The organism is Mycobacterium sp. MAA66 (assembly GCF_041261665.1).
GTDB lineage: Bacteria > Actinomycetota > Actinomycetes > Mycobacteriales > Mycobacteriaceae > Mycobacterium.
Window position 1 is genome coordinate 118,378 of sequence record NZ_JBGCCC010000010.1, and the last position, 15,397, is coordinate 133,774.

The window sequence follows — 15,397 nt, forward strand, 5'->3', positions numbered from 1 at the left end:
CGCAACGAGGAGGCAACGCATGACCCCGATCCGCGTCATCCAGTGGACCACCGGCAACATCGGCAAGCGATCGCTACACGCGATCATCGGCCGCGATGACATGGAACTGGTCGGGGTGTACGCGTACGGCGCCGAGAAGGTGGGCGTGGACGCCGCCGAGTTGGCCGGCTGGCCCGAGCCGACCGGCATCAAGGCCACCAACGACATCGACGAACTGATCGCACTCAAACCCGACGCCTGCTGCTACAACCCGATCTGGCCCAGTGTCGACGAGTTGGTCCGGCTACTGGAGTCAGGCGTCAACGTGTGTTCGACCGCAGCCTGGATCACCGGGGGGAAGCAATCTCCCGAGGACCTCGTCAGGATCCAGAAGGCTTGCGAGACAGGCAATTCCACCATCTTCGGCAGCGGCGCACACCCCGGCCTGACCAACATGATCGGAATGGTGCTGTCCAGCGCGTGCGAGAGCGTCGAGGAGATTCGCATCACCGAGTCGGTGGACTGCGGTGTCTACGAATCGGCAGGGACGATGGCCGCGATGGGCTTCGGACAGGACCCGGAGACCCCCGGGCTGGCCGAGACCGTGCGCCTGGAAAGTGAGGTGTTCGCCGAGTCTGCGGCGATGATGGCCGACGCCATCGGCGCGGAGCTCGACCGGATCACCTTCGACGTCACCTTCACGGCTGCGTCCGAAGACTCCGATCTGGGCTTCATGCAGATCCCGAAGGGCACCGTGGCCAGCGTGTACGGCTATCACCGCGGCTGGGTGGGCGACAAGAACGTGGTGAGCGTCGGATTCAACTGGATCATGGGCAACCACGTGACCCCGCCGAAGCCCGTGGCGCACGGTCACGTGATCCAGGTGTTCGGCGTACCCAACATGCGGACCGTCGTGTACTGCCTGCCATCGAAGGACTGGAGCGAGGTCAGCCTCAACGGGTTGGGCATGATCTACACCGCGCTGCCGGCGACCAACGCCGTCCCGGCGGTCGTCGCCGCCGCGCCGGGAATCGTCACCCTCAAGGACCTGCCGCCGGTCACCGGGCGGTTCCACGGCTGATCCACTAGCGCGGAGTATGCACCACCACGCCGACCGCGCCGGAGCCGACGTGCACCGCCAGTACCGGCCCCATGTCAGTCACCAACAGTGAATCAACCTGGGGCAGAACGGAAGCCAGCGCGTCGCTGACCGCAACCGCACCGTCGTGATTGTCGACGTGATGTACCGCTATGGCGGCGGGCCGGTCGCCCACCGCGGCGACCACCCGGTCGATCATCGCCGCGTGAGCCTTCGCCACCGTCCGCACCCGCTGGTCGAGCACCAGCCTGCCGTCGACGTCGAGTTTCAGCAATGGCTTGAGTGACAGCGCGGTACCCAGCCAGGAAGCGGCAGTCCCGATCCGCCCGCTGCGGCGCAGGTTGTCCAACCGGTGCACCGCGATGAAGGCATACTGCCCACCGACTTCAGCGCGAGCCAGCGCCTCAACGGCATCCAGGTCCGCGCCATCGGCGGCGGCCTGCGCCGCAGCCAGCGCGATATACCCGACACCCATCGCGGCAGAGCGCGAATTGATCACTCGCACAGACGAACCCAGTTCACGAGCCGCGGCCATCGCGGAACTGAAGGTGCTCGACAGTGCGGCGGACAGATGCACCGCCACCACCCCGTCGCCGTCGCTGTCGGCCAGCGCCTGCCGATAGACGTCGATCAGGTCACCGAGAGCCGCCCCCGAGGTGGACACATGCGAACGATCCTGGATACCGACAGGAATCGGATCCACCCCGTCCCGGAAATCGGTGCCGTCCTGCAACACGTGCAGTGCGACCACCCGAATGCCCCAGCGCTGCAGTTCATCCGGATCAAGACGAGCCGACGAATCGGTGACAACCACCACCGCCATGGCTAGCCGCCGGCGCCCTGCGCCAGCACGCCGGCCTCGGCCAGACCCTTGATCATCAATTCGGCGACAGCCCGGTGCGCCTGGAAGTTCCAATGGATTCCGTCAGGGTTGGCCCGCCCGGACATCACCTCATCGCCGACCGCGGCCTTCAGGTCGACCACCGGAATACGATGTGCGCCAGCCCATTCGGTGATAGCCGAGACGGTCGCGTCACGCCAGCGATGCGAGCTGCCATAGGTCTCGGCGATGTGTACCGAAGGAATCGTGGCTACGAACGGGATGCCCGGTCGGTTGAAATCGATTGCCCCCCGGGTCTCTTCGAGATACTCGACGGTCAAGTGCGCCGGCAGCGCGGGGCGGGCCATCGGCGAGAGTCGCGGCTGCAACCAGCCGTACCCGTCGCGCACCCAGCGGCGCAGCCACGTCGGGCGGACGTACCGGATCAGCTCCCGCAACGCCGTCGGCAGCGGCGAGGGCAGCGAGTCCATGCCACAGGTCGCGAAGATCACCGCGCCGGCCTTGGGCAACGCTGCCCACGAACGCGGATCCTGGGTCGCGGCCCACCACACATCTCGACAGGTCCAGCCGATCCGGCCGATCAGCTCCAGGTCCCAACCAAGCTGGGAGGCAACCATATTCGGCCAGATCCGGGGGTCGTCGGAGGGCAAACCCCCGGTCGGTCCGTAGTAGGACAGCGAGTCGCAGAAGACCAGGAGAACGGGCCGGCTTTCCGGCTTTTCAGAGGACATCATTGGCCACCTGTGCCGAAGCGTTCCACACGTCCAGGCGCCAGCGCACCGAGTCCTCTTCGCCATACCCGGACAGTTGCACCCAGCTGGCGTTCCCCATCCCACCGAGCACCGGCCAGTTGTCCACCGGCAGGTCGAGCAGGGCTGCGGTCAGCGCCGCGATCAGCCCGCCGTGCGCAACCAGCACCACCGGCCGGTCGATGTCGTTGATACCCCAGTCCGGCAGTGCCGCGATCTGCTCGGTCACCACCGGCACGCTGCGAGCGGCCACGTCTACGCGGCTCTCGCCGCCGTGCGGCGCCCAGCGGGCATCGTCGCGCCAGGCCAATCGGGCACCGGGCGCCAGCTCGTCGACCTCTTGGTGGGTCAGCCCCTGCCAGTCCCCCAGATGGGTTTCGCGGAGCCGCGCATCGACGCTGACCGGCATCCCGGCCCGCTCACCCAATGTGGTGGCGGTGTCCAGGGCACGGCGCAGGTCCGACGAGATGATCACCAGCGGCTGGCGCTTGGCCAGCACCTCGGCCGCGGCGACGGCCTGTTCCCGACCGAGGTCGGACAGATCGGTGTCGAGCTGTCCCTGCATCCGGCTGGCGGCGTTGTACGCGGTCTGGCCGTGGCGCAGCAACAGCAGGCGCCGGTGCCTCACTCTCCGCCCTCGCCGTCCTCGGCGGCACCTGCAGGCTCGGGTGGAAGCTCGCCGTCCAGATCCACCTCGAGCACCGGGCAGTCCCGCCACAGCCGGTCGAGTGCGTAGTACTCGCGCTCCTCCTGATGCTGGATGTGCACCACGATGTCGACGTAGTCCAGCAATACCCAGCGTCCTTCGCGGGTGCCTTCACGGCGGGCGGGCTTGTACCCCGCCCAGCGCATCTTCTCCTCGACCTCGTCAACGATCGCGACCACCTGACGGTCGTTGGACGCCGAGGCGATGACGAAGAAGTCGGTGATGACCAACTGCTCGGACACATCGATGACGATGATGTTCTCGGCGAGCTTGGCGGCGGCTGCGCGCGCGGCCACCGTCGCCATGTCGCGGGCTTCTGCTGAGGCTGTCATGCCTTCTCCTCCTGGGCTGCTTGGTACAGACCGCGTTTTGACACGTATTGGACGACGCCGTCAGGCACCAGATACCAGATCGGCCGGTTGGCCGCCGCGCGGCGCCGGCAGTCGCTCGATGAAATGGCCAGTGCAGGCACTTCGACCAGCTTCAGCGCATCGTCGGGCAATTCCTTGCGCGCCGCGGCGATGTGCTGACCGTCCAGTTCGTAGCCCGGTCGGCTGACACCGACAAAACGGGCGGTGGCGAACAGGTCTTCCCAGTTCTGCCAGGACAGGATGGACGCCAGCGCATCGGCGCCGGTGATGAAGAAGAGGTCTGCGTCGGGGCTCTTGGCGGCCAGGTCGCGCAGCGTGTCCTTGGTGTAGGTCGGGCCGCCGCGGTCGATATCGACCCTGCTCACCGAGAACCGCGGATTGGCGGCGGTGGCGATGACCGTCATCAGGTACCGGTCCTCGGCGGCGCTGACCTGGCGGTCTCGCTTCTGCCAAGGTTGACCCGTGGGTACGAAGATCACTTCGTCCAGATCGAAGAGGTCGGCGACTTCGCTGGCCGCGACCAGGTGACCATTGTGGATGGGGTCGAACGTCCCGCCCATCACGCCGATCCTGCGTCGAGTCACGATTGGCCAGCTTACGGCAGTGTTCAGGGGCTACACCGGCAGCAGGATGTCGATCACCGACGCCAGCTGCTTGGCCGACCGGCACTCGTGCATGGCGATGATGTCCTGGTACTTGGGCGCCGCCGAGTCGCCGCTGCCCCACAGGTGCTTGGGCTCGGGGTTGAGCCAGTGGGCGTGCCGACTGGCCTCAACCATCCGGGCCAGCAGATCCGTCTCCGGGTTGCGGTAGTTGTTGCGGCCGTCGCCGAGCACCAAAAGGGCGCTGCGCGGCGAGAGTACGTTGGGCCATTTGTCCATGAACGACACGAAGGCGTGTCCATAGTCGGAATGGCCGTCTCGGGTGTAGACCGCGGCCTCCCGGGTGATCTTCTGCACCGCGACCGCCAAGTCGGCGTCCGGCCCGAACAACTCGGTGACCTCGTCGGTGGTGTCGATGAAGGCAAACACCCGCACCCTCGAGAACTGTTGGCGCAGAGCATGTACCAACATCAGCGTGAAACTGCTGAACCCCGCGACCGAGCCGGACACGTCGCACAGCACGACCAGCTCGGGCCTGGCCGGACGCGGCTTCTTGAGCACGACGTCGATGGGCACCCCGCCGGTGGACATCGACTTGCGTAGCGTCTTGCGCAGATCGATCTGACCCGCGTGTGAGCGCCGACGCCGGGCCGCCAGTCGGCTGGCCAGGGTGCGGGCCAGCGGGGCCACCACGTTGCGCATCTGGCGCAGCTGGTCGCCTGAGGCCCTGAGGAATTCGACGTTCTCCGCCAGCTGCGGGATGCCATAGGTCTGCACGTGATCGCGGCCGATCTGCTCGGCTGTGCGCCGCTTGGTCTCGGCCTCGACCAGTTGCCGGAGCTGGGAAATACGGCGGGCGGCAATCGATTTGGCGATTTGCTCCTGGGTCGGCGACGGCTCGTCGCCGTAGGGCGCCAACAGACCGGCCAGCAGCCGGCCCTCGAGCTCGTCCAGCGCCATGGCCTTGAGCGCCTGGTACGACGAGTACGACGGGCCGCGGCTGGAGTTGTACCGGCCGTAGGCCTCGACGATCTGCGCGATCATCGCCATCAGCCGATCATCGAGACTGGCCATATCCGAGTCGGCGAGCATGTCGATCAGCGCCGAGCGCATCGCCTCGACGTCCTCCGGCGGCAAGCGCATGACGTCATCGTCGGCGGCATCGTCGTCGGGCTCCAGCTCGAGAACCGCACGGTCTCCGATCGCCGGCGGGAACCACAGGTCGAACAACGCGTTGTAGGTCTCGCGATGGTCAGGGCGGCGGAGTACCGCGCAGGCCAATCCTTCGCGCAGCACCTTGCGGTCACCCAAACCGAGGGTCGCCATGACGCGGCCGGCATCGACCGTCTCGGATGGCCCGACGTTGATACCCACCTTGCGCAGAGCTTCGACGAAGCCGACCAGATGACCTGGAATGCCTTGGGGGGCAAGGGGTTGGGTGGGGCGGGTGCGCCGGACGACCATGTCGGCTGCCTAGTTGAGCTTCAGCTCGCCGGCCGCGCGCTGCTGATCGGACTGATGCTTGAGCACCACTCCCAGCGTGGCAGCGATCATGGCGTCGTCGATGGTGTCCATGCCGAGCGCCAAAACTGTGCGGCCCCAGTCGATCGTCTCGGCCACCGACGGCAGCTTCTTGAGTTGCATGCCACGCAGTACGCCGATGATCCGCACCAGCTCGTCGGCGATCTTCTCGGGCAGCTCGGGCACCCGGGACAGCAGGATGCGCCGTTCCAGATCAGGATCCGGGAAGTCGATGTGCAGGAACAGGCACCGGCGTTTGAGCGCCTCGGACAGCTCCCGGGTGGCGTTCGAGGTCAACACCACCAGCGGGGTCTGCTGGGCCTTGATCGTGCCGAGTTCGGGCACGGTGACCGCGAAGTCCGACAGGATCTCCAACAGCAGACCCTCGATCTCGATGTCGGCCTTGTCGGTCTCGTCGATCAGCAGCACAGTGGGCTCGGTACGCCGGATCGCCGTCAACAGCGGCCGGCTCAGCAGGAATTCCTCGCTGAACACGTCCATCTTGGTCTGATCCCAGTCGCCACCGGCGTTGTGCCCGGACTGGATCCGCAGGATCTGCTTGGCGTGGTTCCACTCGTACAGCGCGCGGGCCTCGTCGACACCCTCGTAGCACTGCAACCGCACCAGTTCCGAGCCGGTGCACTGCGCGATGGCCCGCGCCAGTTCGGTCTTGCCGACACCGGCCGGTCCTTCGATCAACAGCGGTTTGCCCAACCGGTCGGCCAGGAAAACCGCTGTGGCCGTTGCGGTATCGGGCAGATAGCCGGTCTCGGCCAGTCGCGTGGCGACGTCTTCGATGTCGGCGAACAGCGGCGCCGACCGAGCGGGTGTAGTCACTGAGTATCTCCTCTAGGCCTAGGCCGGCCGGGTCTGGCCGTCGCCCCACACGATCCATTTGGTCGACGTCAGTTCGGGCAACCCCATCGGACCCCGCGCGTGCAGCTTCTGGGTCGAGATACCGATCTCGGCACCGAAGCCGAACTGTTCACCGTCGGTGAACGCGGTAGACGCGTTGACCATCACCGCCGCGGCATCCACCCGCTCGCTGAACCGTTGGGCTGCAGCCAGATTGGTGGTGACGATGGCCTCGGTGTGCCCGGTGCCGTACTCGTTGACATGGTTGATCGCACCGTCTACGCCATCGACGACCGCAACTGCGATGTCCAGGGACAGGAATTCGGCGCGCAGGTCGTCTTCGCTCGGGTCCAGGTGCACGGTGACCCCGGCGTCCTGTAGCGCGGATACCAGTCGGGGTAGCGCGGTGTCGGCGATGGCCCGGTCGACCAGCAGGGTCTCGGCCGAGTTGCACACGCTGGGCCGACGGGTCTTGGAGTTGAGCAGAATGCGTTCGGCCACCTCCAGATCGGCCGCCTCGTGCACATAGACGTGGCAGTTGCCGACACCGGTTTCGATGGTCGGGACGGTCGCGTCGCGCACTACGGCCTCGATCAAGCCTGCACCGCCGCGCGGGATCACCACATCGACCAGACCACGGGCCTGGATCAGATGGGTGACGCTGGCGCGATCCTCACTCGGCAGCAGCTGCACCGCGTCCTCGGGCAGTCCTTCGGCGGCGAGCGCGGCGCGCAAGGCGGTGACCAACGCCTGGTTCGACCGGGCCGCCGACGAGCTGCCACGCAACAACGCCGCATTGCCGGATTTGAGCGCAAGCCCGAAGGCGTCGACCGTCACATTGGGCCGGCTCTCGTAGACCATGCCGACCACGCCGAGCGGCACCCGCTGCTGACGGATCTGCAGACCATTGGGCAGGGTGCTGCCGCGCAGCACCTCACCCACCGGGTCAGGTAGTCCGGCGACCTGCCGCAGTCCGGCGGCGATGCCGTCGAGGCGTTGGGTGTTCAGGGCCAGCCGGTCGATCATCGCTTCGGCGGTGCCCGCGGCACGAGCCGCCTCGACGTCGTCGGCATTGGCGGCCAGTACCGCATCCGCGCCGGCAAGCACCGCGTCGGCCGCAGCGTGCAGCGCGCGATTCTTGGTGTCGGTGGTCAGCGTGGCCAGCACGCGGGCGGCCACCCGGGCCCGGCGGGCGGCGTCGTGGACCTGCTGGCGCAGGTCGGCAGGTGCTTGCACACTCATTGACCCAGGGTAACGAGGTATCGGCGATGCGGACCGGTCGGGGTTACGGTTGCGCGATGACTCGGGTCACGGTGGTGGGCAGCGTGAACATGGACCTGTTCTTCGAGGTGTCCGAGCTGCCGGGTCCGGGCCAGACCGTGTTGGCGTCGGCGGTGCGGTCAGAGCCGGGCGGAAAAGGCGGCAACCAAGCGGTGGCGGCGGCTCGGGCCGGCGCCGATGTGCAACTCGTCGCCGCGATCGGGACCGACGCGCCGGGTGCCGACTTGCGAAAGCATTTGCAGGACAACCGGGTCGGGCTGGACGGCCTGATCACCTTGCCGGTGCCCAGCGGCACGGCGGCGATCGTGGTCGGCGAGACCGCCGAGAACATGATCGTCGTCGCCCCGGGCGCCAACGGCCATCTGACACTGGATTCTCCGGTGACCCGCCACCTCGTCGCCGATTGCGATGTGTTGTTGCTGCAGTTGGAGATTCCGCTATCCACCGCGGAGGCCGCGGCGCGGCATGCGAAGGCCGCCGGAGCCGTCGTCATGCTGAATGTCTCCCCGACCCCGGCCGATCCCGACGCGCTGGCCGAGCTGGCTGCCGTCGTCGATGTGGCGATCGTCAACGAGACCGAGGCTGCGGGATGGCGTTGGCCGGCGACGGATCTGGTGATCACCCGCGGCTCCCGCGGCGCCACTCATCGCACCGCCCACGGCGACACCGATGTCGCTGCGCCCGAAGTCGAAGCGGTCGACACCACCGGCGCCGGAGACGTGTTCGCGGGCGCGTTGGCGGCAGGCTGGGTCAGTGATCCGGTGCACGCTCTGAGGCGGGCGGTGACCGCGGGCGCCCTGGCAACGGTGGTGCCCGGCGCCGGTAACTGCGCGCCGTCCAGCGAGGCGATCGAGGATGCTCTGCGCACGTCGAACTGAAGTGCCAACAGTAGGCGTTATAGTCGGGTCCCATGACACCGCGACCGCCCGACGGCGACTGGCTCGGCACCCCCTACCTGCGGTTCGAGCGGCAAGGCCCATTCGCGGTGGTGACCTTGGACCGCCCCCAGGCCCGCAACGCGATGACGCCGGCGATGTACTTCGGCATCCGGTACGCGGTCGGCCATGTCGACGCAGACCCCGATCTCGCGGGCCTCTTGATCACCGGCACGGGCGACGTCTTCGCACCAGGCGGTGACCTGGGCGGCGGCGACGGCAGCGATGACTGGATCACCTTCGGCGCGGGCCTGAACATGGACGTGACGCCATTCGAGGTCCTGCGGCAGTCGATCAAACCGGTGGTGTCCGCCGTCAACGGGCTATGCCAGGGCGGCGGCCTGCAGATCGCACTGTGCAGCGATATGGCGGTGGTCAGCGATCGCGCCACCTTCCGCGTGCCCGAGCTGTACCGCGGCATCGCCGACACCTACTACGCCCAGACGCTGACCCGGATCATCGGACCGGTCCGCACCCGAGACCTGATGTTCACCGGCCGCGTGCTGTCCGCCGCCGAAGCCCAGGATTGGGGCATGGTCGCCCGGGTGGTGCCGCACGACGAACTCTTCGCAACGGCCCGCGAGGTGCTCGCCGCATGCTGCCGCACCGCGCCACGAGCCCGCGGGGTGGTCAAGTCCAGCCTGGACAACTACCTCGGCCTGTTCGACCGGATCGGAATGAAGGCCAGCTACAGCGGCGAGGAAGCGCGTCAAGGGTTCATCGCATTCAAAGAGCGCCGCTCCCCCGACTGGGTGCACCCGGACCTGCGCAGTGACGGACGACTGTAGAGGTCAGCGCCGCACGTCGTGGGCGATCGCCAGTCCGCTGCTGTCATCGACCATGGTCTGACTGATCAGAACTCGACTTCGACTGGGCGACAAGGTGATTGACAGGTAATGATGCGGCCGGGCGGCCGCTCCCTTACCCGCGTAGGCCACCCGGTTGACCCGAATGAGCGCCGAGCCGATGGCTACCTCCAACAGTTTGGCGGTGACCGGTGTGGCGATTTCTGCCGTCATCTCGTGCACCATGCGCCCGACCTTCACGCCCGCCTCGGCCAGCAGGTCGTAGAGCGCGCGCTCGGTCAGCGACACCGGCGTGACCGGTTCGGTCAGCTCAGCAGGCAGCCAAGCCTCGGTCACCATCAAGGGCTCGCCCGTGCGCCGCTCACGGCGCACCCGCAAAATGTGCAGCATCTCCCCGGGTGCACCGAGGGCTTCGACGACGGCGGTCGGCGGCGGCCGCACATCGAACTCCACCACGTCGACATCGGTCTCGAACTGGGTCTGGCGCAGCTCCTCGGTGTATGACCGAAGCTCCGGCGGCCGGGACGAATCACTCTGCCGCACAAAAGAACCCACTCCGTGACGACGCTCGATCAACCCATGATCGGCCAAGTCCGCGAGCGCTCGGCGCACGGTGATCCGCGACACCCCGAACTGCTCACCGAGCGATTGTTCACTCGGCAGCGGGGCGCCGGGAGCCAGCGCTCCCCTGGCGATCTCGTCGTGCAACACCAAGAACAGCTGGCGATGCAGCGCCACACCGGCGTCTGCTGCCACAACCTTGGTATCCCGCACAGCGCCATGGTTGCACATACCTCCTTGCCACGTGCCCGATTACTTGTTATATGTATATAACAACCGGACGACACGAGGAGGCATGCGGTGAACGAACCCACGGACCCGGGTGGGCCCACCGGCACCCTGGCCAACTGGATCGCCGGACTATCCCTCGATGACGTGCCCGCACCGGTACTCGACCGGGCCAAACACCTACTGCTGGACGGCATCGGCTGCGCCCTGATCGGTGCCCGACTGCCCTGGTCACGGGTGGCCACCGACGCGGTGCTCGGCCTGGAACCCGCGGGCGACGCCGCAGTGATCGGCACCGGCCGCACCACCAGCGCCGTCGGAGCGGCCATTCTCAACAGCACCTTCATCCAGGGTTTCGAGCTCGACGACTTCCACCCACTGGCTCCGTTGCACAGCTGTTCGTTGGTGATCCCCGCGCTGCTGTCCACCGCACAGACGCTCGGATCGGCCACCGGTGCCGACTTCCTGCTCGCCGCCATCGCCGGTTTCGAAGTCGGTCCGCGCGTCGGCTACACCCTGCATGGCAGTCAAATGCTCGACCGCGGTTGGCATTCCGGGCCAGTGTTCGGCACGCACACCGCGGCGATGGCAGCAGGCAAGCTCCGCGGGCTCGATGCGGCCCAACTGGAAGACGCACTCGGGATGGCCGGCACTCAGTCCGGCGGGCTGATGGCCGCACAGTTCGAGGCGATGAGCAAGCGCATGCAGCACGGGTTCGCAGCCCGCAACGGCTTCTACGCCGCGGGCCTGGCCGCTGCCGGTTACACCGGAATAAAGCGGGTGTTCGAACGCGAATACGGAGGATTCCTCAGCGTTTTCGGCGAAGGCCACGACCCCGACCCGGCACCTCTGACCGCGGGACTGGGCCAGTGGTGGGAAACCTCGATCATCATGGTCAAGTCATATGCCGCGATGGGTGGTCTGCACGGCGCCATCGACGCTGCCCGCCGTCTCCGCAACCAGATTGCGGGCCAACAGATTTCCCACATCGACATCACCGTCGGCGAGACCGTTTACAAGCACGGTTGGTGGGAACCACAGCGTCCGTTGGCGCCGATCGGCGCGCAGATGAACATCGGCTACGTGGTGGCTGCGGCCTTGCTCGACGGCAATGTGCTGCCAGAGCAATTCACTGCGGCCCGGCTGGACGCCGACGACATCTGGGACCTCATCGGCCGTACGGACGTACACCTCGACGAATCACTTTCCGGCGCACCGATAACCGAACGGTTCCGCACCGACGTCGTGGTCACCACCGGCAACGGCCAACAGCACCACGCCCGCGTCGACCAGCCCCATGGCGCACCCACCGACCCGGTGACCAATCCCGAACTCGTCGCAAAATTCCACGCTCTGGCCGACCGGGTGACCAATCGCGCACGCGCCGAAGCGATAGAGAAAGCGGTGCTGGAAATCGAGACCGCAGACGCGATCGATCACCTCGTCGAGTTGCTGGCAGCGCCGGTCACCGGCGCCCTGGACTGAAAAGGACCACCATGAGCACACCACGAAAAACATTGCGTGCCTTACTGAAAAGTGGCGAACTGATCGTCGCCCCAGGGATCTTCGACGGCATCTCCGCTCAACTGGCCAAGCGCACCGGACATCGCGCCGCGTATCTGACCGGCGCCGGCGTCGCGGCGTCAGGTTTCGGCTTACCCGACATCGGACTGGTCACCCAGACGGAGATGGCCGAGCGGGCCCGGATGCTGGTCGACGCGCTCGGCAACGTGCCCCTGATCGCGGACGCCGATACCGGTTACGGCGCCCCATTGAACGTGGTGCGCACCGTGCAGTTGTACGACCGGGCCGGGGTCGCCGCGATTCAGCTTGAGGATCAGGCGTTTCCGAAGAAGTGTGGACATCTGCCCGACAAGCAGGTGGTGTCTGCCGCGTCGTTCGAGCAGACCTTGGCGGCCGCATTGGATACCCGCTCCGATGACGATCTGTTGATCGTCGCGCGGACCGACGCCCTCGCGCCACTCGGGATCGACGAGGCTATCGAACGAGCCAACCGGTACGCAGCCGCCGGCGCGGACGTGATCTTCATCGAAGCCCCACCGGGTGCCGATGACATAGAACGCATCGCCCGCGATGTCGAGGCACCGCTGCTGATCAACCTGGTGCTGGGCGGACTGACCCCGATTGAGTCGACGGCCCGGCTACAAGAACTCGGCTACGCGATCGCCATTCACCCGGGAAACGTGTTGGCGCGCGCGGTGTACGCCATGTTGGACGGCTTGTGCGAACTCAATGGGAGCAGCATCACCGAGTTCGTGCCAGGCAGTCCGGCTGACTTCTTCAACCTTGTCGGGATGGCCGAATGGTCCGCGCTCGACGCCAAATTCGCCGGAAAGGAGCAGTGACCGTGGGACAGACCATCATCGAGAAGATCCTGGCACGCAAGTCCGGACTGGACTCCGTCTCGCCAGGTGATGTCGTCGTCGTCGATGTCGACATGACGGTATTGATCGACCTTCAGTTCGCGACCATGTGGATTCCACCCAGCCGGATCAACGACCCGAACAAGCTGGCCATCGTCATGGACCACGCGGTACCCGCGCCGACGCTCAAGGACGCCGCCGGCGGACCACACGCCAGGAAATTCGCCGCCGACTTCAGCATCGAGCGCTTCTACGATGTGGGCCGGCACGGCATCTGTCACCAGGTTATCGCCGAGAACGGCTTGGCTCGTCCCGGAGAAGTGCTGGCCTGCACCGACTCTCATACCTGCGCTGCCGGCGCCTTCAACACCGCTGCCCGCGGGCTGGGCCCGGCCGAGGTGTACTCGATCATGTGCACCGGCAGCACCTGGTTTCAGGTGGCACCGACCATCCGCTATGAATTCGACGGCACCAAGCCGGACACTGTCAGCGGCAAGGACGTCTTCCTCTATATCGCCGATCAATACGGCGACGCGGCAAATCTGAACTTGGAATTCGGCGGCCCCGGAGTGGCATCCATTCCGATGCACGACCGCCGGACCATCGCGACCCAGTGCGCCGAGGTGTCCGCAGATTTTGCCACCTTCGAGGCGGACGACACACTGGTGGACTATCTGACCGAGCGAGGCGTCACTGATTACCTTGCCGCCCAACCGGATTCCGATGCAAACTACACCGAGGTCCGACACGTGGACCTGTGCACGTTGGAGCCCTATGTGGCCCGGCCCGGCACAGTCAGTCGCAACGGTGTTCCGGTGTCCCAGCTCGGCCGTCAGAAGATCGATCAGGCCTTCGTCGGTTCGTGCGCCAACGGTCAACTCGAAGACCTGGAGATCATCGCCAAGGTGTTGCGCGGCAAAACCGTTGCACCCGGGGTGCGCCTATTGGTCACCCCGGCGTCGCAGGCGGTGTACCGCGAGGCGATGCGGCTGGGGTTCTTGCAGGACATCGCCGACGCCGGTGCGGTCGTGACGAATTCCACCTGCGGTGCCTGCTTCGGGTACCACATGGGGGTCGTCGGTCCGGGCGAGGTTTGCCTGACCTCCAGCACCCGCAATTTCACCGGCCGAATGGGCAGCACCGAGGCGCAGATCTTCATGGCTTCCCCCGCCACCGTAGCCGCATCGGCGATCGCCGGATACATCACCGACCCGAGGATGGTAACCGCATGACCGTTGAATTCACTGGGCGCGTATGGGTTTTCGGCCACGACCTCAACACCGACGCGATGTACCCGGCCTTCGCGATGAAGATGGACCCACCCGAGGCGGCTCGACACATCTTCTACGAGGTACGTCCCGGTTGGACCGACGAGGTACAGCCCGGCGACATCGTGGTGGCGGGCCGCAACTTCGGCGTCGGGTCATCGCGACCTGTCGCCGCGTTGTTCACCGAACTCGGGGTGGCCGGCCTGGTCGCCGAGGAGTTCAACTCGTTGTTCTTCCGCAACGCGGTGAATTCCGGGTTGCCGGCCATGACACTGCCGGACGCCACCGAGCTGTTCGCCGACGGCGACGTCGGAACGTTCAACCTCACCGAGGGCAGCTGGCGCAACGTCACCAGCGGCGCCGCCGGCGAGGTGCCGCCGTTGCCAGAGCTGCTGCTGGACATCATCACCAGCGGCGGAGTGATGCCACGGCTGGCCGAACAGGGTTATTTGCCAACCGAACTCGCAGGCTTGCTGCGATCCTCGACCGTGGCGATGCGCGGCGCCGGGAGCGGCGCGTGATCGCCACTATCGGCCGCCTGCTGCGTCCACTGCGAGCCGACCAGTCCAGAAGTCCGCTGGCTGCTGCCGGATTCGCGGCGCCGCAGACGATCACCATATCCAGCCCGGATTTCACCGACGGCGGGCCAATGCCGATCAGTTCTGCCGGGCACGGCGTCGGCGACAACGAGTCACCCGAACTGCGCTGGATCGGCGTCCCCTCGGGGACACAACAGCTGCTACTCGTTCTCGATGACATCGACGTGCCATTGCGTACGCCGCTGATCCACAGCATCGCGGTACTCGAACCGGACTGCGACGGATTGGCCGCGGGCACATTCACGGCCGATAGCGTCCGCATCGTCCCGACCATGCTGAGCAAGACGGGCTACTCCGGTCCGCGACCCATCCCTGGGCACGGCCCGCACCGTTACCGATTCCAGCTGCTCGCCCTGGACTTGCCGATTCCTCCCGATGTCAACTCGGTGCAGCAGCTGATGGCGGCGGCATCGGGGCGCGTCGTCGGACGGGGCAGCCTGACCGGGAGCTACGAACGATAGTCCGGTCGCCTGGCGGTACACCCAGATCAGTTGCCCACCACGAATATTGACGTTCGAGTTAGAAGACACGTTTCCGGCGAAATTGACCACCACGGCACCGTGAGTTTTACAATCTGGCAATCAGCTGGAAGTCGAGACCGTCGACCAAAAT

At 66.4% G+C, this 15,397-nt stretch carries 17 protein-coding genes; 8 read left to right on the forward strand and 9 right to left on the reverse strand.

Annotation, left to right across the window (positions count from 1 at the left end; all coding sequences use genetic code 11):
• The first annotated feature begins 19 nt into the window (after positions 1-19).
• Positions 20-1,060, forward strand: a complete 1,041-nt coding sequence (locus tag ABIA30_RS22790) for a dihydrodipicolinate reductase (protein WP_370069629.1) — start codon at positions 20-22, stop codon at positions 1,058-1,060.
• Positions 1,061-1,064: 4 nt separating this feature from the next.
• Here the strand turns inward: ABIA30_RS22790 and ABIA30_RS22795 are convergent, their stop codons facing one another.
• Genes ABIA30_RS22795 through ABIA30_RS22830 form a run of 8 tightly spaced genes read right to left on the reverse strand, consistent with a single transcriptional unit; the run spans position 1,065 to position 7,965 of the window.
• A complete protein-coding gene (locus tag ABIA30_RS22795) occupies positions 1,065-1,901 on the reverse strand; it encodes a DegV family protein (protein WP_370069631.1) in 837 nt (278 codons plus the stop codon).
• Between the two features lie 2 nt (positions 1,902-1,903).
• Positions 1,904-2,650 (reverse strand): diglucosylglycerate octanoyltransferase, encoded by a 747-nt coding sequence (gene octT / locus ABIA30_RS22800; protein WP_370069633.1) that lies wholly within the window; start codon positions 2,648-2,650, stop codon positions 1,904-1,906.
• Positions 2,640-3,296: a glucosyl-3-phosphoglycerate phosphatase gene (gene gpgP, locus ABIA30_RS22805; protein WP_370069635.1), complete on the reverse strand. Its 657-nt coding sequence runs from the start codon at positions 3,294-3,296 to the stop codon at positions 2,640-2,642. The genes octT and gpgP overlap by 11 nt, the downstream gene beginning before the upstream one ends.
• Entirely contained in the window at positions 3,293-3,706 is a 414-nt protein-coding gene (rsfS, locus tag ABIA30_RS22810; protein WP_370069637.1) for a ribosome silencing factor, read from the reverse strand. Before rsfS ends, gpgP begins: the two co-directional genes overlap by 4 nt.
• Positions 3,703-4,314: a nicotinate-nucleotide adenylyltransferase gene (gene nadD / locus ABIA30_RS22815; protein ID WP_370069755.1), complete on the reverse strand. Its 612-nt coding sequence runs from the start codon at positions 4,312-4,314 to the stop codon at positions 3,703-3,705. Before nadD ends, rsfS begins: the two co-directional genes overlap by 4 nt.
• Positions 4,315-4,359: 45 nt before the next feature.
• Positions 4,360-5,811, reverse strand: coding sequence for a VWA domain-containing protein (locus tag ABIA30_RS22820; protein ID WP_370069639.1), 1,452 nt, complete (start codon positions 5,809-5,811; stop codon positions 4,360-4,362).
• 9 nt (positions 5,812-5,820) lie between these two features.
• Entirely contained in the window at positions 5,821-6,705 is an 885-nt protein-coding gene (locus tag ABIA30_RS22825; protein ID WP_370069641.1) for an AAA family ATPase, read from the reverse strand.
• Positions 6,706-6,723: 18 nt separating this feature from the next.
• Positions 6,724-7,965, reverse strand: a complete 1,242-nt coding sequence (locus tag ABIA30_RS22830; RefSeq protein ID WP_370069643.1) for a glutamate-5-semialdehyde dehydrogenase — start codon at positions 7,963-7,965, stop codon at positions 6,724-6,726.
• Between the two features lie 56 nt (positions 7,966-8,021).
• On the opposite strand from ABIA30_RS22830, the gene ABIA30_RS22835 reads away from it, so the two are divergent.
• Positions 8,022-8,882, forward strand: coding sequence for a ribokinase (locus tag ABIA30_RS22835; RefSeq protein WP_370069644.1), 861 nt, complete (start codon positions 8,022-8,024; stop codon positions 8,880-8,882).
• Between the two features lie 32 nt (positions 8,883-8,914).
• The gene (locus tag ABIA30_RS22840; RefSeq protein WP_370069645.1) at positions 8,915-9,727 is read left to right on the forward strand and encodes an enoyl-CoA hydratase/isomerase family protein; all 813 of its coding nucleotides are present in this window, start codon (positions 8,915-8,917) and stop codon (positions 9,725-9,727) included.
• A 3-nt stretch (positions 9,728-9,730) separates the two neighbouring features.
• Here the strand turns inward: ABIA30_RS22840 and ABIA30_RS22845 are convergent, their stop codons facing one another.
• Complete coding sequence (locus ABIA30_RS22845) at positions 9,731-10,519, reverse strand: GntR family transcriptional regulator (protein ID WP_370069646.1); 789 nt, start codon at positions 10,517-10,519, stop codon at positions 9,731-9,733.
• Between the two features lie 87 nt (positions 10,520-10,606).
• Here ABIA30_RS22845 and ABIA30_RS22850 point away from each other — a divergent pair, with 87 nt between their 5' ends.
• From ABIA30_RS22850 to ABIA30_RS22870, 5 genes are read left to right on the forward strand one after another with little or no spacing between them, the layout of a single operon-like run.
• Positions 10,607-12,019: an MmgE/PrpD family protein gene (locus ABIA30_RS22850; protein WP_370069647.1), complete on the forward strand. Its 1,413-nt coding sequence runs from the start codon at positions 10,607-10,609 to the stop codon at positions 12,017-12,019.
• Positions 12,020-12,030: 11 nt separating this feature from the next.
• Complete coding sequence (locus ABIA30_RS22855; protein ID WP_370069649.1) at positions 12,031-12,900, forward strand: oxaloacetate decarboxylase; 870 nt, start codon at positions 12,031-12,033, stop codon at positions 12,898-12,900.
• A 2-nt stretch (positions 12,901-12,902) separates the two neighbouring features.
• On the forward strand, positions 12,903-14,150 hold the full coding sequence (locus ABIA30_RS22860; protein WP_370069651.1) for an aconitase/3-isopropylmalate dehydratase large subunit family protein: 1,248 nt from the start codon (positions 12,903-12,905) through the stop codon (positions 14,148-14,150).
• A complete protein-coding gene (locus ABIA30_RS22865) occupies positions 14,147-14,707 on the forward strand; it encodes a 3-isopropylmalate dehydratase (RefSeq protein WP_370069652.1) in 561 nt (186 codons plus the stop codon). Before ABIA30_RS22860 ends, ABIA30_RS22865 begins: the two co-directional genes overlap by 4 nt.
• On the forward strand, positions 14,704-15,246 hold the full coding sequence (locus ABIA30_RS22870; RefSeq protein ID WP_370069654.1) for a YbhB/YbcL family Raf kinase inhibitor-like protein: 543 nt from the start codon (positions 14,704-14,706) through the stop codon (positions 15,244-15,246). The genes ABIA30_RS22865 and ABIA30_RS22870 overlap by 4 nt, the downstream gene beginning before the upstream one ends.
• The last annotated feature ends 151 nt before the right edge of the window (positions 15,247-15,397 follow it).

Coding starts and splice junctions, on each gene's coding strand:
- ABIA30_RS22790 (WP_370069629.1), top strand. CDS start 20: ATGACCCCGATCCGCGTCATCCAGTGGACCACCGGCAACATCGGCAAG.
- ABIA30_RS22795 (WP_370069631.1), bottom strand. CDS start 1,901: ATGGCGGTGGTGGTTGTCACCGATTCGTCGGCTCGTCTTGATCCGGAT.
- octT (WP_370069633.1), bottom strand. CDS start 2,650: ATGTCCTCTGAAAAGCCGGAAAGCCGGCCCGTTCTCCTGGTCTTCTGC.
- rsfS (WP_370069637.1), bottom strand. CDS start 3,706: ATGACAGCCTCAGCAGAAGCCCGCGACATGGCGACGGTGGCCGCGCGC.
- ABIA30_RS22820 (WP_370069639.1), bottom strand. CDS start 5,811: ATGGTCGTCCGGCGCACCCGCCCCACCCAACCCCTTGCCCCCCAAGGC.
- ABIA30_RS22830 (WP_370069643.1), bottom strand. CDS start 7,965: ATGAGTGTGCAAGCACCTGCCGACCTGCGCCAGCAGGTCCACGACGCC.
- ABIA30_RS22835 (WP_370069644.1), top strand. CDS start 8,022: ATGACTCGGGTCACGGTGGTGGGCAGCGTGAACATGGACCTGTTCTTC.
- ABIA30_RS22840 (WP_370069645.1), top strand. CDS start 8,915: ATGACACCGCGACCGCCCGACGGCGACTGGCTCGGCACCCCCTACCTG.
- ABIA30_RS22855 (WP_370069649.1), top strand. CDS start 12,031: ATGAGCACACCACGAAAAACATTGCGTGCCTTACTGAAAAGTGGCGAA.
- ABIA30_RS22865 (WP_370069652.1), top strand. CDS start 14,147: ATGACCGTTGAATTCACTGGGCGCGTATGGGTTTTCGGCCACGACCTC.